Annotated in this window: 17 protein-coding genes; 5 read left to right on the top strand and 12 right to left on the bottom strand. The window is 61.0% G+C overall.

Features of this window, described 5'->3' with window-relative positions; genetic code table 11:
* Positions 1-3 precede the first annotated feature (3 nt).
* The gene (locus tag M3465_RS08615; protein ID WP_249501324.1) at positions 4-309 is read right to left on the bottom strand and encodes a DUF6476 family protein; all 306 of its coding nucleotides are present in this window, start codon (positions 307-309) and stop codon (positions 4-6) included.
* On the opposite strand from M3465_RS08615, the gene M3465_RS08620 reads away from it, so the two are divergent.
* Positions 308-1333, top strand: a complete 1026-nt coding sequence (locus tag M3465_RS08620) for an RluA family pseudouridine synthase (protein ID WP_249501325.1) — start codon at positions 308-310, stop codon at positions 1331-1333. The genes M3465_RS08615 and M3465_RS08620 overlap by 2 nt on opposite strands.
* Positions 1334-1490: 157 nt before the next feature.
* A complete protein-coding gene (gene rpoH / locus M3465_RS08625) occupies positions 1491-2384 on the top strand; it encodes an RNA polymerase sigma factor RpoH (RefSeq protein ID WP_249501326.1) in 894 nt (297 codons plus the stop codon).
* 5 nt (positions 2385-2389) lie between these two features.
* Here rpoH and M3465_RS08630 read toward each other — a convergent pair whose 3' ends face one another.
* Entirely contained in the window at positions 2390-4009 is a 1620-nt protein-coding gene (locus M3465_RS08630) for a DUF1217 domain-containing protein (protein WP_249501327.1), read from the bottom strand.
* Positions 4010-4140: 131 nt separating this feature from the next.
* Complete coding sequence (phaZ, locus tag M3465_RS08635; protein WP_249501328.1) at positions 4141-5427, bottom strand: polyhydroxyalkanoate depolymerase; 1287 nt, start codon at positions 5425-5427, stop codon at positions 4141-4143.
* A 110-nt stretch (positions 5428-5537) separates the two neighbouring features.
* Here phaZ and M3465_RS08640 point away from each other — a divergent pair, with 110 nt between their 5' ends.
* The 3 genes from M3465_RS08640 to phaR all read left to right on the top strand — a co-directional run bounded on the left by M3465_RS08640 (position 5538) and on the right by phaR (position 8660).
* The gene (locus tag M3465_RS08640; RefSeq protein ID WP_249501329.1) at positions 5538-7331 is read left to right on the top strand and encodes a PHA/PHB synthase family protein; all 1794 of its coding nucleotides are present in this window, start codon (positions 5538-5540) and stop codon (positions 7329-7331) included.
* A 123-nt stretch (positions 7332-7454) separates the two neighbouring features.
* Entirely contained in the window at positions 7455-7910 is a 456-nt protein-coding gene (locus tag M3465_RS08645) for a phasin, PhaP (RefSeq protein WP_249501330.1), read from the top strand.
* 186 nt (positions 7911-8096) lie between these two features.
* On the top strand, positions 8097-8660 hold the full coding sequence (gene phaR / locus M3465_RS08650; protein ID WP_249501331.1) for a polyhydroxyalkanoate synthesis repressor PhaR: 564 nt from the start codon (positions 8097-8099) through the stop codon (positions 8658-8660).
* 3 nt (positions 8661-8663) lie between these two features.
* Here phaR and M3465_RS08655 read toward each other — a convergent pair whose 3' ends face one another.
* The 9 genes from M3465_RS08655 to M3465_RS08695 form a co-directional block, all read right to left on the bottom strand.
* On the bottom strand, positions 8664-9968 hold the full coding sequence (locus M3465_RS08655; protein WP_249501332.1) for an NAD(P)/FAD-dependent oxidoreductase: 1305 nt from the start codon (positions 9966-9968) through the stop codon (positions 8664-8666).
* 99 nt (positions 9969-10067) lie between these two features.
* A complete protein-coding gene (locus tag M3465_RS08660) occupies positions 10068-11432 on the bottom strand; it encodes a glutamine synthetase family protein (RefSeq protein ID WP_249501333.1) in 1365 nt (454 codons plus the stop codon).
* On the bottom strand, positions 11429-12112 hold the full coding sequence (locus M3465_RS08665; RefSeq protein ID WP_249501334.1) for a type 1 glutamine amidotransferase: 684 nt from the start codon (positions 12110-12112) through the stop codon (positions 11429-11431). The genes M3465_RS08660 and M3465_RS08665 overlap by 4 nt, the downstream gene beginning before the upstream one ends.
* A 61-nt stretch (positions 12113-12173) precedes the next feature.
* Positions 12174-13508 carry a glutamine synthetase family protein gene (locus tag M3465_RS08670; protein WP_249501622.1) on the bottom strand — a complete coding sequence of 445 codons (1335 nt, stop codon included), beginning with the start codon at positions 13506-13508 and terminating at the stop codon, positions 12174-12176.
* 80 nt (positions 13509-13588) lie between these two features.
* Positions 13589-14395 (bottom strand): ABC transporter permease, encoded by an 807-nt coding sequence (locus M3465_RS08675; RefSeq protein WP_249501335.1) that lies wholly within the window; start codon positions 14393-14395, stop codon positions 13589-13591.
* A complete protein-coding gene (locus M3465_RS08680; RefSeq protein ID WP_249501623.1) occupies positions 14392-15273 on the bottom strand; it encodes an ABC transporter permease in 882 nt (293 codons plus the stop codon). Before M3465_RS08680 ends, M3465_RS08675 begins: the two co-directional genes overlap by 4 nt.
* 61 nt (positions 15274-15334) lie before the next feature.
* The gene (locus M3465_RS08685; protein WP_249501336.1) at positions 15335-16063 is read right to left on the bottom strand and encodes a transporter substrate-binding domain-containing protein; all 729 of its coding nucleotides are present in this window, start codon (positions 16061-16063) and stop codon (positions 15335-15337) included.
* 32 nt (positions 16064-16095) lie between these two features.
* A complete protein-coding gene (locus M3465_RS08690; RefSeq protein WP_249501337.1) occupies positions 16096-16869 on the bottom strand; it encodes an ABC transporter ATP-binding protein in 774 nt (257 codons plus the stop codon).
* A gap of 130 nt (positions 16870-16999) precedes the next feature.
* Positions 17000-17440, bottom strand: coding sequence for a tellurite resistance TerB family protein (locus M3465_RS08695; RefSeq protein ID WP_249501338.1), 441 nt, complete (start codon positions 17438-17440; stop codon positions 17000-17002).
* Between the last annotated feature and the right edge of the window lie 11 nt (positions 17441-17451).

The following is a 17451-nucleotide window of genomic DNA, read 5'->3' on the forward strand; positions in this document are numbered from 1 at the left end:
TTTCTACTCCATTTCGATTCGAATTCGGCGCATCAGGCGCCCGGTGTCGCGTGCGAAAATCAGGATTTGGTCGTCTTCGGTCACAACCGCATACCAGTTCCGGGCCTGTGTGAAGGCCATGGCGTCGGTTCCGTCCGGGAGAGTGATCACCTCGGGCAGGGGGGTGGCGGATTGATTGTAGCGGATGACAATCAGCGCGGTGATCAGTATGACGCCTGCGATCATAGTCACGGTGAGGGTCGTGACCAGCCGGCGCAAAAAGCGTAGGTTGGCAGGCTCTTCGATCCGGTCCTTGGGGGCGTTTTCCATGTCTGACTCCAAACTGAGCGTCACCATCGGCGCGTCACCGCCCGGCCGCCTTGATAAGGCCTTGGCGCGCGACGTGCCAGAGGCGGCGGCATTGTCCCGCACTCGGCTGGCAAAGCTGATTGCAGCCGGTGCGGTTCGGCGCGGCGATGAGGTTCTGCACGATCCCAAAGGGAGCGTTCTCGAAGGCGACGTGATCGATATCCGTATCCCCGAAACGGGCGAGACGTATCTGGAACCCGAGGCGATCCCGCTCGATATCCGGTTCGAGGATGAAGACCTCATCGTCGTGATGAAGCCGGCGGGCATGGTGGTTCATCCTGCACCCGGCACGCCTTCGGGCACGCTTGTCAATGCGTTGCTTCACCATTTCAGCGGGAACCTGTCCGGCGTTGGCGGGGTCGGCCGGCCGGGCATTGTTCACCGAATCGACAAGGATACCAGCGGGCTTCTGGTCGTTGCCAAATCCGATCGCGCGCATCACGGGTTGGCGGCGCAGTTCGCGGCCCATTCCGTGGAACGCGTCTATCAGGCGCTTGTGCATGGCCATCCCGATCCGGCCGATCCACGCCTGCGCGGTGTCCGCGGCGTATCGGTCGAGCCCGGCGCCGTGATCCGCATCACCAGCGATCTGGCGCGCCACAGGACGGATCGGCAAAGACAGGCGGTTTATTTCGGACATGGAAAACATGCGATCACCCGTGCGCGTGTGATCGAGACATTCGGAACGCCGCCGCAGTTCTCCTTGCTCGAATGCCGGTTGGAGACCGGGCGAACGCATCAGATTCGCGTTCATCTCGCGCATGCCGGTCATGGCCTTGTGGGGGATCAGGTCTATGGCGGACGGCGGCGGCCCGCGAAGAGCGCGCTGCCGGAACCCGCCATCGCGGCGGCGTCGCAGTTCGACCGCCAGGCGCTTCACGCGGCATCGCTCGGATTTGAACATCCCGTGAGCGGCGAAACAATCCGCTTCGATGCGGCGTTACCTGAGGACATGGCGACGCTGATCGCGGCGCTGCGTGCGTGAAACCGGGCTCGCATCTGCGTGAAAGCACGGAAGTTTGTATTCGGTTCGGCGAGATCGGAGTTACAAGCACACAGGCAAGGCATGCAGGTGCCTTGAAGAAATTGCTGAACGTTCCCAATTGGAATGTTAAGGGCGTAAACATCGAAGGGGCAAGGACATGGCCAATTTTGCAAATCTCCCGGCACCGTCGCCGGAAGCCGGCCTGAGCCGATACTTGCAGGAAATCCGCAAGTTTCCGCTGCTCGAGCCGGAAGAGGAATACATGCTCGCCAAGCGTTGGGTCGAGCAGGAAGATACCGAAGCCGCGCATAAGATGGTGACAAGCCATCTTCGCCTCGCCGCGAAGATCGCGATGGGGTATCGCGGCTACGGATTGCCGCAGGCGGAGGTGATTTCCGAAGCCAATGTCGGGCTCATGCAGGCGGTCAAGCGGTTCGATCCTGAAAAGGGCTTCCGGCTTGCAACATATGCGATGTGGTGGATCCGCGCCTCCATTCAGGAATATATCCTGCGATCCTGGTCGCTGGTGAAACTGGGCACCACCTCGGCGCAGAAAAAACTGTTTTTCAACCTGCGCAAGGCCAAGTCGCGCATCGGCGCATTGGAGGACGGTGATCTTCGACCCGAGCAGGTGGAGAAGATCGCGCATGATCTGGGGGTGAAGGAAGACGAGGTCATTTCGATGAACCGCCGCCTGTCGGGTGGGGACGCGTCGCTGAATGCGACGGTCGGGTCCGAGGGCGAAGGCACGATGCAATGGCAGGATTGGCTTGAGGACGAAAGCGCGGATCAGGCGGGCGATTACGAGGAACAGGACGAATTGGAGACGCGCCGCGCGCTTCTGGCCGAGGCAATGTCGGTGCTCAACGACCGCGAAAAGGACATCCTGACCCAGCGGCGATTGTCCGAGAAGCCGGTGACGCTCGAGGATTTGTCGGGCCAGTATGATGTGAGCCGCGAACGAATTCGCCAGATCGAGGTGCGCGCATTCGAGAAGCTGCAGAAAAAAATGCGGGAGCTTGCGCGCAATCAAGGTTTGCTGCCCGCCTGATACTGTCATCGCCCGTACAGGAGGGGCAGCACCCCTCCAGACGCCCCGCCGCCCAGGAGTGCGCTGGCCGGTGTTGTGGTCGCGCTGGGCAAATCGGCGAAAAGCAGAAATCTTTCCCGCAAAGCATCGAGCGTTTCGGGCGCGGTGAAATCTGAAAGCCGATCGGTCCCAAATCGTTCGTTCGCGCGGATCTTCAGGTCTTCAACTTGTCGGTCGATATCAAGCCTGTTGAAACTGTCCGGTGTGTTCAAGGCGGTTTCGAAAACCTCGCGGAGTGGGTTCGAGGCGAGGACCGCGAACCATTGGGCGTCGTTGGAACGTTGCTTGGCAACCACTTGCGCCAGGTCGCGATTCAATCCAAGCGCAAGGCGCATGTTGGGATCCGCTTCTCCGATCCGGATTTCGAATTGCCTTTCGACATAGATATCCACGATCGCGTCGGCGAAACCTGGCGGGTGGCTACGGCCCGGCTGTTGATCGGGCAGGTTGAGCGCCGCGACAAAGGGTTTCAACCGCGGATCGGGCAAGACGTTAATGAGCGACGTTGGATCGTTCTTGTCCGAGGCGATCAACCGATTCGCGAAGGCGGCGCTGTCGCTTCGAAGGGGCAGACCGAAGAAATCGAATACCTTGAGCATCAGCTTTGCATCTTGCAGAAAGTCCTTGGCCGATTGCGGCGGGGTTTCGCGTGATGCCACGGTTTCAACGAAACTCTGCAGCTTGCTGACATATGCCTCGTTCGGGGCAGCCGCTCTTTCGGCGAAGCCGAACAGATCCGACCATGCGGCATAGCGCGGGTCGTCAAGCTGGTTCGCGAAAGACGAGTCGTCGCTTAAATCGGACGATAGGACCGAAGTTAGAAAGTCCTCCCTTCCGAGGTCGGATTGCAGACCGAAAATGCGCAAGGAGGCGGCCAGCAGTTCCGTGTCGCCCAATAGATCGGACGGTTCCTGCAAATCGGCCGCTTTGCCCAAGGCGCGATCTGCGAAGCCGTAGATGCTATCGGCCGCCGCGCGTTTTTCGGCAAATCCCAGCGCCCCGGCCAGTTCGGCATATCGCGGATCGGACAACCGGTTCGCGAACGAGCTGTTATCGGCAAGGTCCGACTCCAACACGCGCTGCAGGAAGAAAAGATTGTTGCGATCGCTTTCGAGGCCGAACCGTTCCAGGGTCGCCCGGAGGAGGGGCGGGTTGGTCAGCAGGTCATCGGCCGTTCGTAGCTCGGCCAGTTGGGAGCGAATCCGGTCCTCCTTGGCCGCGCCGGGCAGTCTGGCGCTTTCGCCGAAGAAATTGAACGTCTCGGCCAGCTCCCGATAGCGTTTGTCCGCCAGTTTGTTGGCAAGCGATGTGTCGTCCGACAGATCGGATGTCAGAACCTTTTCGATGAAGGCACGGTTCTGGATATCCTCGTCCAGTCCGAAGGCGCCGAGCGCGACCGTGAGCAAGGCACGATTATTCAGAAGCTGATCTGCGCTTTCCAGCGTGCCTAGCCGGTCACGCGCGGTTTCAATGTTCCGCGCGACATCGGGGGAACGTGCGAGCGACGCCTGTTGATCCGCGCGCGTGCGCTGCAGAAACGCATAGCCGGCCGGACCGGATCCGAGAACGGTTGGAGAAAACGTCATGCCGGCGCCTTCCTGACAATTACAGTGTCAGTTAGCCCCGAAAAACGTTAACGACCCATATACGAGCGAGACTGAAAATCCGTTCGATTTAAGTCGAATTGCGATAAAACGACCAGCCCCCCGGTTTTCTGTCACGCTACATTGGTATTGGCAGGCTTGGGCTTCGCCTTTCCACTCCGGGGTGCATCGCCTGCATTGCTGTCGATGAAATCGAGAACCATCGGGCGGATGTTGTTGCGCCAGCTGCGCCCGGCAAAGATACCGTAATGTCCCGCGCCGGGTTCGACATGAGAGGCCTTCTTTTCATCCGGAAGCCCGGTGCAAAGATCAAGGGCGGCGATACACTGGCCGGGCGCGGAGATGTCGTCATTCGCGCCTTCCACCGTCTTGACGGCGACACGGGTGATCGCGCCCATATCGACCTTGTGGCCGGCGACGTGAAAATCGTTCTGCGCAATTTCGCGCCGCTTGAAGATGCGATTAACGGTCGAGAGGTAAAACTCCGCCGGCATGTCCATCACCGCCAGATACTCGTCGTAGAAACGATTATGCGGGTCATGGTCCGACGCGTCGCCGCGCATGACGTTCTGGATTTGGTTCAGAAACGCGCTGGCATGGCGATCGCCATTCATGGAAATGAAGGACGCAAGTTGCAGAAGGCCGGGATAGACCATGCGTCCGACACCGGGATATTTAAAGCCGACGCGCTGGATCATGGTTTCCTCGAGCTGGCCCATTGTCACGCGGCGGCCGAAATCGGTCACGTCCGTGGGCGTCGCATCGGGATCGACAGGCCCGCCGATCAGGGTCAGGGTTCGCGGCTGCGCGTCGGGATCGAGCTCGGCGAGGTAAGCGGTTGCGGCAAGGGTCAAGGGAACGGGCTGGCACACTGCGATGACGTTCGTATCGGGGCCCATCGCACGCATGAAATCCATCAGGTAGAGGGTGTAATCCTCAACGTCGAATTTGCCCGCGCTCACGGGGATGTCCCGCGCATTGTGCCAATCGGTGACATAGACTTCGCAATTGACGAGCAGCGATTTGACGGTCGAGCGCAGCAGGGTCGCGTAATGGCCGGACATGGGCGCAACCAGCAGGATCTTGCGCGGCTGTTCCTCGCGACCAGCGACCTTGAAGTGAATGAGATTGCCGAAGGGGCGTTCCACGACGGTCTCGATTTCAACGAGGTGGTCGCGGCCATCCTTGCAGGTAAACGTGCGAATCCCCCAGGCGGGTTTGACGATCATCCGCTCGAATGTGCGTTCGGTCACTTCGCCCCAGGCGGCCATCCACTGCATCGCCGGATTGGGCATCATCGCCCAGGCAGGGTAGGAGGCCATGGTGCGAGCCGTTGCGCCAAGCCATTGGTTTGTATTGCGAAACGTCTCCATGAGATCGTATGTCACCATGTAACGCATTCACTGTCTCCTGATCATCAGGCCGCGCCATGCGGCCAAACCGCAGCTTTGCTTTTCAGCGCAAGCGGCGGTATTCTGCACGGCAGCATAGATAGGGGGGAATAACAGTCATGACAACAACGGACGTTGCAACGCCGGAAATGAGCGCGGAACTTGAAGCAAATCTGCAAAAGATCGAAGCGCTCACACAGCGGCTCATGACCGCGATTTCGCAGAAGAAGCAGATCAATCCCGCCCTGCATGGCCCCGACAGCGCGCTTTATGGCAAGGCGATGCAAGCCTACTGGCAGGAGTGGTTGCAAAACCCCGCCAAGATCATCGAGCATCAGATCGAATTTTGGGGCAAGTCCGTCACGCATTATGTCGAGGCGCATCAGGCGCTCGCCAAGGGAAAGCTGCAACCCCCCGCAGATCCCGGCCCAAAGGATCGTCGGTTCAAGAACCCGCTCTGGGACGAGCACCCGTATTTCAACTTCATCAAGCAGCAATACCTCATCAACGCTGATGCAATCCGGGGTGCCGTCGAATCCATCGAGGACATGGACGAGACCGAAAAGCGCCGCCTGCGCTATTTCGCGCAGCAGATCGTCGATATGTTCGCGCCGACCAATTTTCTCGCCACCAATCCCGATGCGTTGCAAAAGGCGCTCGAAACCGAAGGTGAGAGCCTCGTGAAGGGGCTAGAGAACCTTGTCGCGGATCTCGAGGCGAATAACGGCGAGCTGGTCGTGCGGCTGGCCGACGAGAACGCCTTCGAGATCGGAAATAACATCGCGACGGCCGAGGGGGATGTTGTCTTTCGCAACGATCTGATGGAGGTGATCCAATACGCGCCGACCACCGAGAAGGTGCGCGACACGCCCATCGTCCTTTTTCCGCCGTGGATCAACAAGTTCTACATTCTCGATCTCAAACCGGAAAATTCCTTCATCCGCTGGGTTGTCGATCAAGGCTATACGCTCTTTGTCGTAAGCTGGGTCAACCCGGACGAACGCCATGCCGATATCGGTCTCGAAAATTATATCGAGGATGGCTACCTGCGCGCGATCGGTGAAGTGAAGGAGATCTGCGACGTCGAGAAGGTCAACGCCATCGGCTATTGCATCGCGGGAACGACGCTGAATCTCACGCTGTCGCTTATGAAGCAAAGGGGCGATGCGTCGATCAAATCGGCAACCTTTTTCACCACGCTCACCGATTTCGCCGACCAGGGCGAATTCACGCCCTTCCTTCAGGACGATTTCATCGACGGGATCGAGGCCGAGATCGGTGATACCGGCATCCTCAAATCCTTCATCATGGCGCGGACCTTCAGCTATCTGCGCTCGAACGATCTGATCTACGGCCCGGCCATCAGGAGCTACATGATGGGGGAGACCCCGCCCGCCTTCGATCTGCTCTACTGGAACGGCGACGGATCGAACCTGCCCGGCAAGATGGCGATGCAGTATCTGCGCGGACTGTGTCAGGACAACAAGTTCTCCGAGGGCAGGTTCGAGCTGATGGGCCATACGCTCGACATAAAGGATGTCGATGTTCCGCTCTGCGCAATCTCCTGCGAAACAGATCACATCGCCGCCTGGAAGGACTGCTATCGCGGCGTTCAGAAGATGGGGGCGAAATCCAAGGAGTTCATTCTCTCGGAATCGGGCCATATCGCCGGAATCGTCAACCCGCCAAGCAAAAAGAAATACGGCCACTACACCCATGCCGACCTTTCCCAGCCCGCCGACGAGTGGCGTTCGAGTGCCGAATATACCGAAGGCTCGTGGTGGCCACGCTGGGAGAAATGGATCGCAAAACGGTCGGGTAGATGGATCAAGGCGCGGAAAACCGGGGATAAAAATCACCCGTCTCTGGCGCCAGCGCCGGGAGAGTATGTCAAGGTCAAAGCCTCTGCTTGACGCAGGTGGAGGTTTTTTGCTGCGACGCAGAAAAACCTCTTGAAATGCCGCGCTGCAGCATGTAGATACCTCTCATCGCTGACCAAGCGGGGTGGGCCCGCTGCGCAGGAAAGGAATTGACCAATGGCTAAGACCAACGATTACACCGCGACCCTTAAAGAAATGATGGGCGCATTCCCCGTCGATACCAAATCGATGGAAGACGCATTCAAGACCACGGCAACTCTGAACGAGAAGCTGTCGGGCGTCGCTCTGGAAGCGGCTGAGAAGTCCTCCGAGATCTCCTCCAAGTGGACGAAGGACACGCTGTCCAAGCTTGCCGAGATGAACAAGGCGAAGGCGGAGCCGGCAGACTATGCCAAGGCGATGACCGATTTCGCATCCGCTCAAGCCGAAGTCGCTGCGGAGAAGATGGCCGCTTTCGCCGAGATCGCGAAGAAGGTCCAGATGGACACCGTCGAGCTGATGATGGCCGCAGGCAAGGATCTCTCCGAAGATGCGACCGCCGCTGTCAAGAAGGCAACCGCCGACGCGACCAACGCTGCCAAGAAGGCAACCGCGACCGCTGGCGCGAAGTAAAAGATCACGACTTAGCGTTCTCTCCTCCCAAACTGGAACGCTATGCTTGGGCCGGACCTGCAAGGGTCCGGCCCTTTTTCGGTCTCGACCGCGTTTCCGCCCCCGGTGCGATGCGCAGAGCGCTTTCATTTTCCGTAACATGCGCTTAGGCTGCGGTGCAGCAAACCTATCGTCAAGGAGGCCAGCGTGGCCGAAGACAGCAAACCGCTCCTGATCAAGCGTTACGCAAGCCGGCGTCTCTACAACACGGAAACATCCGATTACGTCACTTTGGAAGACATCGCGCGCTTCATCCGCGAGGGCAGGGAGGTGCAGATCGTCGATCTCAAATCCGGCGACGATCTGACCCGGCAATACCTGCTGCAGATCATCGCCGAACACGAAAGCCGCGGCGAAAGCGTGTTGCCGACCAATATCCTCAACGATCTGGTGCGCAGCTATACGTCCTCGGCCACAAGCGCGGTGCCACAATTCCTCGCAGCCAGTTTCGAGATGTTCCGCGATAGCCAGTCCAAGTGGATGGAGAAGATGAACAAGGCCAACCCGATGACCGGCATGCCGGGCATGGGCGCGTTGCAGGCCCAACAGGAAGCGTTGCTCAAGGCGATGACCGGGGGCATGACGCCCGGCTGGTCCGGCCCCGCCAAGGACGAGAGCGATGACCGGTCCGCCAATGACAGCGAGGATCTCGACGCGATCAAATCGCAGCTCGCCGAGCTGCAGAGCAAGCTTTCCAAGCTCGAGAAATAGCGCCTACCAGCCGATCCGGTCGCGCATCGCATACCACGACATCGCCAGCGTCAGGAGCGGCGTGCGAAACATCCCGCCGCCCGGGAACGCGCCATGGGGAATTCCGGCGAAAGCGTCGAACCCGTCCGATGTCCCGCGCACCGCTTCGGCCATGAGCTTTCCGGCCTGCACCGCGTTGCCGACGCCATGGCCGGAATAGCCGGAGGCCGACAGGATATTCGGCGCGAGGCGCGCAAGATACGGCATCCGCTTCATCGTGATCGCCAGGGTTCCGCCCCAGGCATAGTCGATCTCGACGTTCCTGAGATGCGGAAAGACGGTGCTCATGGGTTTGCGCACCAATGCCGCGATATCTTCCGGGAAACGGTAGCCATAGCTCTCACCGCCCCCGAAAAGCAGCCGCTTGTCATGGCTGAGCCGAAAGTAATTCACCACGAAGCGCGAGTCCGCGACGGCGATATCGCGGGTCAAAACCCTCGCGGCTTCATCTCCGAGCGGTTTCGTCGCCACGACATAATTGTTGATCGGCAAGACCCGTGCGGCAACGCTTCGGTCCAGCCCGCCGAGATAGCCGTTGGCGGCAAGGATCATGTGATCGGCCACGACGTGACCTGCATCCGTGCGCACCGTCACCTTGTCACCCCGCTCGATCCCATGCACATGGCTGCGCTCATGGAGTCGCGCGCCCGCCGCATCCGCGGCCCTTGCCAACCCAAGCGCAAAGCGCAGGGGGTGCAGATGCGCGGCTCCCATATCGAGGATCCCGCCCCGGTAATCGGGCGACGGGCAGAGCGCATGAAACGCCTCCACATCGAGTGTTTCGATCTGCGTGTAGTCATAGCGCCGCGCCAGATGCGCCGCATAGCCGTGCAATTCGCGCACCTCCCGATCGCGCGATCCGGCCCAGGCCACGCCGTCCTTCAGATGGCAGTCGATCGCATGACGCGCGATCAATCCCCGCACGAGCGCCTTCGCATCCTCCGCCAGATGCCATAGCCGCAACGCGGCATCGAACCCGACCATCTTTTCCAGCGTGATCTGATCCTGGCGCTGCCCCGAACCCAGCTGCCCGCCATTTCGGCCCGAAGCACCGAAGCCCACGCGATGCGCCTCCAGCAGCACCACGTCCGCGCCCATCTCGGCCAGATGCAGCGCCGCCGACAAACCCGTATAGCCCGCCCCGACCACGCAGACATCGGCCCGCGCCGCGCCCTGCAGCGGCGCGAAAGGCGCAATCGGCTCGGCGGTGGCCGCATACCAGCTATCGGGGTAGCGGCCGCGCTTGTCATTGGAGAACAAAAGGTTCAAACGACGCTCCCTCGTCTTCTTCTCGTCAAAAATACTCCGGGGGTTTGGGGGCTGGCCCCCAACCGATCGGACCGGCTTTGCCGGTCCGATCCTCCACCCTCAAACATTCAAGAGCAGATGTTCACGTTCCCACGGGCTGATGACCTGCAGGAATTCCTCGTATTCTGCGCGTTTCACGATGGAATAAACACGACAGAACTCCGGCCCCAGCACCTCGTGCAGGGCCTCCGCCTCATCGAAGAGATCGAGCGCCTCTCCCAGAACACGCGGGATGTCCCCTTCGCCCTCATAGGCGTCGCCGCGGAACTGCCGCGAGGGGCGATCCTCGTTCATCAGCCCCAGATAGCCGCAAGCCAGCGAGACCGCGATGCCGAGGTAAGGATTGCAGTCCATGCCGGCGAGACGGTTTTCAACCCGGCGGCTGCCGGGACCGGCAAGCGGGATCCGTATGCCCGTGGTGCGGTTGTCGCGGCCCCATTCGAGGTTGATCGGCGCGGCCTGATCCTTCACGTAGCGGCGGTAGCTGTTTACATAGGGGGCCAGAACCGCGATTGCCGCCGGCAGATGCTTTTGCAGCCCGCCGATGAAATGAAAGAACGCGTCCGTTTCTCCCCCCTGAGGTCCGCTGAAGATATTGCGGCCGGTCTCGATCTCCATGATCGAATGGTGAATATGCATCGCGCTGCCCGGCTCGTCCTCGATGGGTTTGGCCATGAACGTCGCAAACGCGTCGTGCCGCAGCGCCGCTTCGCGGATCAGCCGTTTGAAATAGAACACCTCATCGGCGAGCTTCACCGGATCGCCATGCAGCAGGTTGATCTCGAGTTGACCCGCGCCGCCTTCCTGCGTGATCCCGTCGATCTCGAAGCCCTGCGCTTCGGCGAAATCGTAGATGTCGTCGATCACCGGTCCGAACTCGTCGACAGCGGTCATCGAATAGGCCTGCCGCGCGGCGGCGGGCCGGCCCGAGCGACCCATCATCGGCTCGATCTTCTTTGCCGGATCGAGGTTCCGGGCCGTGACGTAGAACTCCATTTCGGGCGCGACCACCGGTTCCCAGCCCTGATCGCGGTAAAGCTGCACGACACGCTTGAGCACGTTGCGCGGTGCATAGGGCACAGGGCGCCCCTTGCGATCATAGGCGTCATGGATCACCTGCAGCGTCCAGTCGCCGGTCCACGGGGCGGCGGTGGCGGTGCTCATGTCCGGTTTGAGGATCATGTCCCGCTCGATGAACCCGCCGTCCTTTTCATCGGCAGCTTCGCCCCAGTCGCCGGTGATGGTTTGGAAAAATATCGAATCCGGCAGGTGAAAATACTCCTGCCGCGCAAATTTGGAGGCGGGAACGGCCTTGCCGCGGGCGATACCGGGCAGATCGGCGATGATACACTCGACCTCGTCGAGCCGTTTGCCTTCAAGATAGAGCGCGGCAGGTTCGGGAAGTGTTGCAGTCCATTCTTTCATGCCAGACGCCTTTCCCGAAAGAATGTCGCGAATTGCTGCGCCATGCGGTGATTGTCGAGCCTGCCGCCCATTCGCGCCCGTGCCTTGGCGATCAGGTCGTCGGGCACGACGCCCTTTGCCCGCTCATCGAGCAGGCCTTGCACATAAGCGTCCTCGAATTCCGGATGCGGCTGAACGGTATAGGCCTTGCCCGGATAGAGCAGCGCGGCATTGGCGCAGTGATTGCCCTGCGCCACCAGCCTCGCGCCCTCTGGCGCAACCGTCACCTGATCCTGATGCCAGGCATTGATCGTCAGAGTTTCACCGCCGTAATCATAGTCCTGCTGGCCGACGACCCAGCCGCCTTCGTATTTCGTGACCGTCCCGCCGAGCGCCTGCGCGATGATCTGATGGCCGAAACACACTCCGACGAGCGGACGATCCGCGGCGACGATGTCGCGGATGAGCTTTTCCAGCGGGGCAATCCAGGGATGATCTTCGTAGGCGCCGTGTTTCGAGCCTGTGATGAGCCAGCCATCCGCGCTTTCCGGCCCGTCGGGAAATTCGCCCGTTACCACCGACCAGCTTTCGAAGCTGAACCCGTGGCCATCCAGAAGCCGCTCGAAGAATTGCGGATACTCGTCGAATTCGTCCCTGAGCGCCTCGGGTACCAGTCCGGTTTGCAGTATTCCGATCTTCATGAAGCACCGATGGTTGTTGCGATTGATAGCTATGATGGCCGGCGAAGCGTGGCAAGCCGGCCTATACGGTGTCGAGATAGATTTCGACGCGTTCGGCGGGGGTCAGCTCGTTCATGTAGTGAATTTCCTGTTTCTTGGTCAGAACGAGATTGCGGATCAGCTCCGCGCTGAAGATGCGCGGTATGAGGCGGCTCTTCTCGAACGCATCGACGGCCGAGGACCAATCGCCGGGGATCTGCGGCAGATCGAGCGCGTAGGCATTGCCGCGCACCGGCTCGGGCGGCTCTTTCGCGTCTTCGATCCCGACCATCGCAGCGCCGAGAATGGCGGCGAGCGTCAGGTAGGGGTTCACATCCCCGCCCGCCACACGATGTTCGATGCGCCGCGCGGACGGGCTGCCCGAAGGGACGCGAATGGCCGTGGTGCGGTTCTCATAGGCCCAGGCGATCCCGGTCGGCGCATGGGCCTCGGGGACCAGGCGTTCGTAGCTGTTCATATGCGGGGCAAAGAGCAGCGTGCTGTCATGCATCGCGCTCAGACATCCGGCGATGGCATGGCGCAGCGTATCCGTTCCCTTTGGCCCGCCATCGTCGAAGATATTGTCGCCGTTCCTGTCCAGCACCGAGAAATGCGTGTGCATCCCGGAGCCGGAATAATCGGAGTAGGGCTTGGCCATGAAGGACGCCGCAAAGCCGTGTCGCCGCGCCAGTCCCTTGACCAGCATCTTGAAGAGCCACGCATCGTCGGCAGCGCGCAGCGCGTCGTCGCAATGCATCAGGTTCATCTCGAACTGGCCCAGCCCTGCTTCGGAGATCACGGTATCGGCGGGAATGTCCATCGCCTCGCAGGCGTCGTAGAGATCGGTGAAAAAGCGGTCGAACTGGTCGATCAGGCGAATGGACAGGATCTCCCCGGCCTTGCGCCGCTTGCCCGAACGCGGGGAAGCCGGCACCTGCAGGTTGCGGGTGCTGTCATCGATCAGGAAGAATTCGAGCTCCATTGCCACCACCGGCGTCAACCCACGGTCGGCATAGCGCTGCACGACGCTGGCGAGCGCGTGGCGGGGATCGCCCTCGTAGGGCTGTCCGTTGTCGCGATACATCCAGAGCGGCAGAAGCGCGCTCGGCGCCTCCAGCCAGGGCATCGGCACGAAACCCCGCGCGGTGGGATAGAGCACGCCATCGGCATCCCCGGCCTCGAAGACAAGCGGGCTGTCGTCGATATCCTCGCCCCAGATGTCGAGGTTCAGAACCGAGAGCGGAAACCGTGTGCCGCCATCGAGCACCTTGCCCGCGAAGCGCGCCGGCACGCGCTTGCCGCGCGCTTGTCCGTTGAGATCGGATGCCGCAACGCGAATGGTGCGCACCTGCGGGTTCTTGCGAAGCCAGTTTCGGATTTGAGGGTCCATGTTTCACTGCGTCAGAATTTGATCAAATTCAGGAATATGCAGGAGCCCCGCCGTTTAGCAAGGAGATTTCACCGCAAGAGGTTCAGTTTCACCCGAAGCCTCGCGACCGCGCCCGTCGGCAGATGGCGGTTCAGCCGCCGATTGACCGCGCCGAATATGGCGATGATGCAAAGCGTCAGCAGAATGAAATATAAGGCAAGGATCGGGTAGGGGATGAACGGGTTGAATGTCTTGTCGGCGAAGTAGTTGGCGTAATAAAGCGCGTCGCCCCGTTGCTGCCACGCCGGAAAGCCCGAGAAAAAGACCAGCGTCGTCGCGTGAAAGAGAAAGATCGCCTCGTTCGTATAAGCCGGCCATGCCAGCCGAAGCATGGTCGGCCAGGTGATCCGCCGAAAGCGCGGCCAGCCGCTCATGCCGTAGGCATCGGCCGCTTCCATATCGCCCCTCGGCACCGACATGAGTGCGCCGTAGAAAATCTCGCCGGAATAGGCGGCGGTGTTGAAGAACAGCACGACGAGCGCGCCAAGCCAGGCCGAGGTGAACGGATCGAAGATCGGTGAGACCGGCTTGAGCGACAGGAACAGGAAATACGCAAAGAAGAACTGGATGAAGAGCGGCGAGCCGCGAAAGATGAAGATGAACCATACGCTGATCTTGCGCAGCACGACGTTGCGCGACGCCTTGCCAAGCGCCAGCGCCGTGGCAAGGAAAAACCCCGCGGCCAGCGCAAGGACGCCGAAATAGACGTTCCAGAGCATGCCTGATCCGATCAGCGTGAATTGCTGGCAGATCGTGAAATCGTCGCGCGGCAGGAGCCGCTCTCCGATGCCGATGGAGCGCAGGCCGTAATCGGTGATCGTCTGCCAACAGCTCACGTGGCGGACCTCTGCGCAGTGCCGCCGATCGTGGCCTGCCCGTGCCGCAACCGGGTGGTGATCCGGTCCAGCACGATCTCCGACACGCGCGTGAAGGCGAGGTAGAAGACCAGAAGGAACAGGAAATACCACATGCGCCAGTCGGGATGCGGGTAATCGGTGAAGCGCGGCGTCTTGGCCCCGCCAAGCTCGCGCGCCCAATAGACGATATCCTCGACCCCCAGCAGGAAAAGCAGCGGCGTGGCCTTGATGAGCACCATCCACAGGTTCGACAGGCCGGGCAGGGCGTAGATCCACATCTGCGGCACGAGGATGCGCCAATAGACCTGCCGGCGCGACATGCCGTAAGCCTCCGCGGTCTCGAGCTGCGCGCGCGGCACGGCGCGCATGGCGCCGAAAAGAACGTTGGCCGCGAAGGCACCGAACACGATGGCGAAGGTCAGTACGGCAAGGAAAAACCCGTAGGTTTCATGCACCCATTGCGGCGCGTTGCCCAAGGGCAGTTTGGCGGCAGCGCAGACGACGAAATCATTGCCCTGCCAGATCGGCTGGTCCCAATCGGGGCATTTGATCTCGTGCCGGATCCATTCGAAGAAGATGTCGAGCGCGAGCACGAAGAAGAGGAAGAACGCAATGTCCGGCACGCCGCGCACGATGGCGATATAGGTCTTGCCGATCCAGCGCAGCGGCGCAACGCGCGACCGCGCGGCAGAAGCGCCGGCGAAGCCGAAGGCCAGCGCCGCCGGAGCCGTGATCGCCAGCAAGAGCAGAACCGTGCCGAAGGACGCATAGAATGCCAGATGCTTGCCCGTGGTCAGGTAGCAAATCAGCCACGTCAACCCGGACAGGCTCGATGGATCGGCGCAGGCGGTCAGGATGGCATTGTCCTCGGCAGAAGGCTCCCGGCGCGACCCGTGCGCCGGAAACAGGTTCGCGCGATCAGAATCTCGGGCTGTCCTCGCCCAGATGTTCGATGATCATCTCGTTCAGCGTGCCGTCATCCTTCATCGACTGGATCGCCGCGTCGAAGGTTTCGCGCAGTTCGGGATCGCTCTTGCGGAAAGCCATGCCGATGCCGCCGCCGAGAGGAATGTCCTCACCGATGAACTGGATGTCGTCCGACCCCTCGACGACCGGGATGAGGTAATCCTTGTCCGAAAGCACGGCATCGGCCTCACCCGCCCGCATCGCGGCGACGGTCTCGTCCGGCGTCGGGTATTCGAGCAGCGTCGCGCCATCCATCCCGGTCACATGTGCGGCCTGAATGGTGCCGGTCTGCGCCGCGATCACGGCGCCGGACAGATCGACATCACCCATGGCGGCAAAGGCCGAAGGCGAGGGCGGGGTGTAATTCTGCGTGAAATCGACAACCTCCTCACGTTCCGGCGTGATCGACATGCCGGCGATGATGGCATCGTAATTGCCCGAAACGAGGTTCGGAATGATGGAATCCCAATCATTCGTGACCCATTCGCAATTCAGCTCCGCCCGCTTGCAAAGCTCGTCACCGAGCGCGCGCTCGAACCCGTCAACTTCGCCGGCATCGTTGATGAAATTATACGGAGGATAGGCGCCTTCGGTGCCCAGCCGAACGACCGAGTCGTCTTGCGCCGAGGCGAAGGATGCGCAAACCGCAAGCGCCGCGGCGCCGAGGATAATGTGTTTCACTGTCTGTTCTCCCTGTTTTCGGTTGGTATTTCTCAAGCGGCCATGGTCGAGGACAAGAACCCCCTCAGCCGCTCCGATTTGGGCGCACCGAACAGAACTTCCGGCGCGCCTTCTTCCTCGATCAGGCCCTGATGCAGGAACACGACGTGATCGCTGACATCGCTGGCCATCTTCATGTCATGTGTGACGATCAGCATGGTCCGCCCCTCGGCCGCCAGATCGCGGATCACCTTGACAACTTCCTGCTCAAGCTCCGGATCGAGCGCCGATGTCGGCTCGTCGAAGAGAAGCGCCTCGGGCTCCATGCAAAGCGCGCGCGCAATGGCGGCGCGCTGTTGCTGGCCGCCCGAAAGCTGCGCGGGCCAGGCGTCGCATTTATCGCCGATCCCGACCTTGTCGAGATAGCCGCGCGCTGCGGTCTCGACCTCTGCCCGGTCGCGCCCCAGCACCGTCACGGGCGCTTCCATGACGTTCTGAAGGATCGTCATATGCGACCAAAGATTGAATTGCTGGAACACCATCGACAGGTTCGTGCGGATGCGCAGCACCTGTTTTGGATCGGCCGGATGCCGGCCAAGCCCGCTGCCCTTCCATGCCACTGCTTCGCCCTTGAACAGGATCTCGCCCTGCTGGCTGTCCTCCAGCAGGTTCGCGCAGCGCAGCAAGGTGGATTTACCAGAGCCCGAAGAGCCGATCAGCGAGACGACATCGCCGCGGTGGGCCAGAATATCGACACCCTTGATGACTTCAAGTTCGCCATACTGCTTGTGCAGGTTCCGAATTTCGAGGACAGGCGTGTGCGTCACGTAATCAATCTGGCATTGGACAAGGGCTCGGTAGGCAACTTGATCGCAAAACGCGGCGCGATGCAATCTTCAAATGCCGGCCATGCGCCCAGCGGGCAGCTGACCTAGCGTCAGACCGTGCGGCAAGCCCTTATCGGTCGGGATCCACTCTCTGACGGGCAAGCGCGCTGTCGCGGTCGTTGACGCCGAGCAATTTGGAAACAAGGCGCAAGAGCGCGTCCTCCTCCGCTTCGCGCACACCGTCGGCAAGGACCACCTGCCACATCGCCTCGATCACTGCGATACGGTCCTCGTAGGCGACAGCTTCCTTGATCGCCGAGGTGAAGCGCACCGTATCGGGGGCCTCCGCCTCAAGCGATTCCGCCTCGCCGCGCAGCTTGGATGCTTCGAACGGCGTCAGCCCATAGCGGGATGCGGCGATACGGTCGATCCTCGAGCGTTCGCTATCGTCGTAATCGCCATCGGTGCGCGCGACGCGCACGAGCAGGGCGGTAAGGGCAAGCCGCGCATCGCCATCGGCGAGCGGGGCGGGATCGGGTGCGGTCAGCCGCTTGAGAAAATCTGCAAACATGGGTCTGGATA

The organism is Marivita sp. GX14005 (assembly GCF_023370775.1).
GTDB lineage: Bacteria > Pseudomonadota > Alphaproteobacteria > Rhodobacterales > Rhodobacteraceae > Marivita.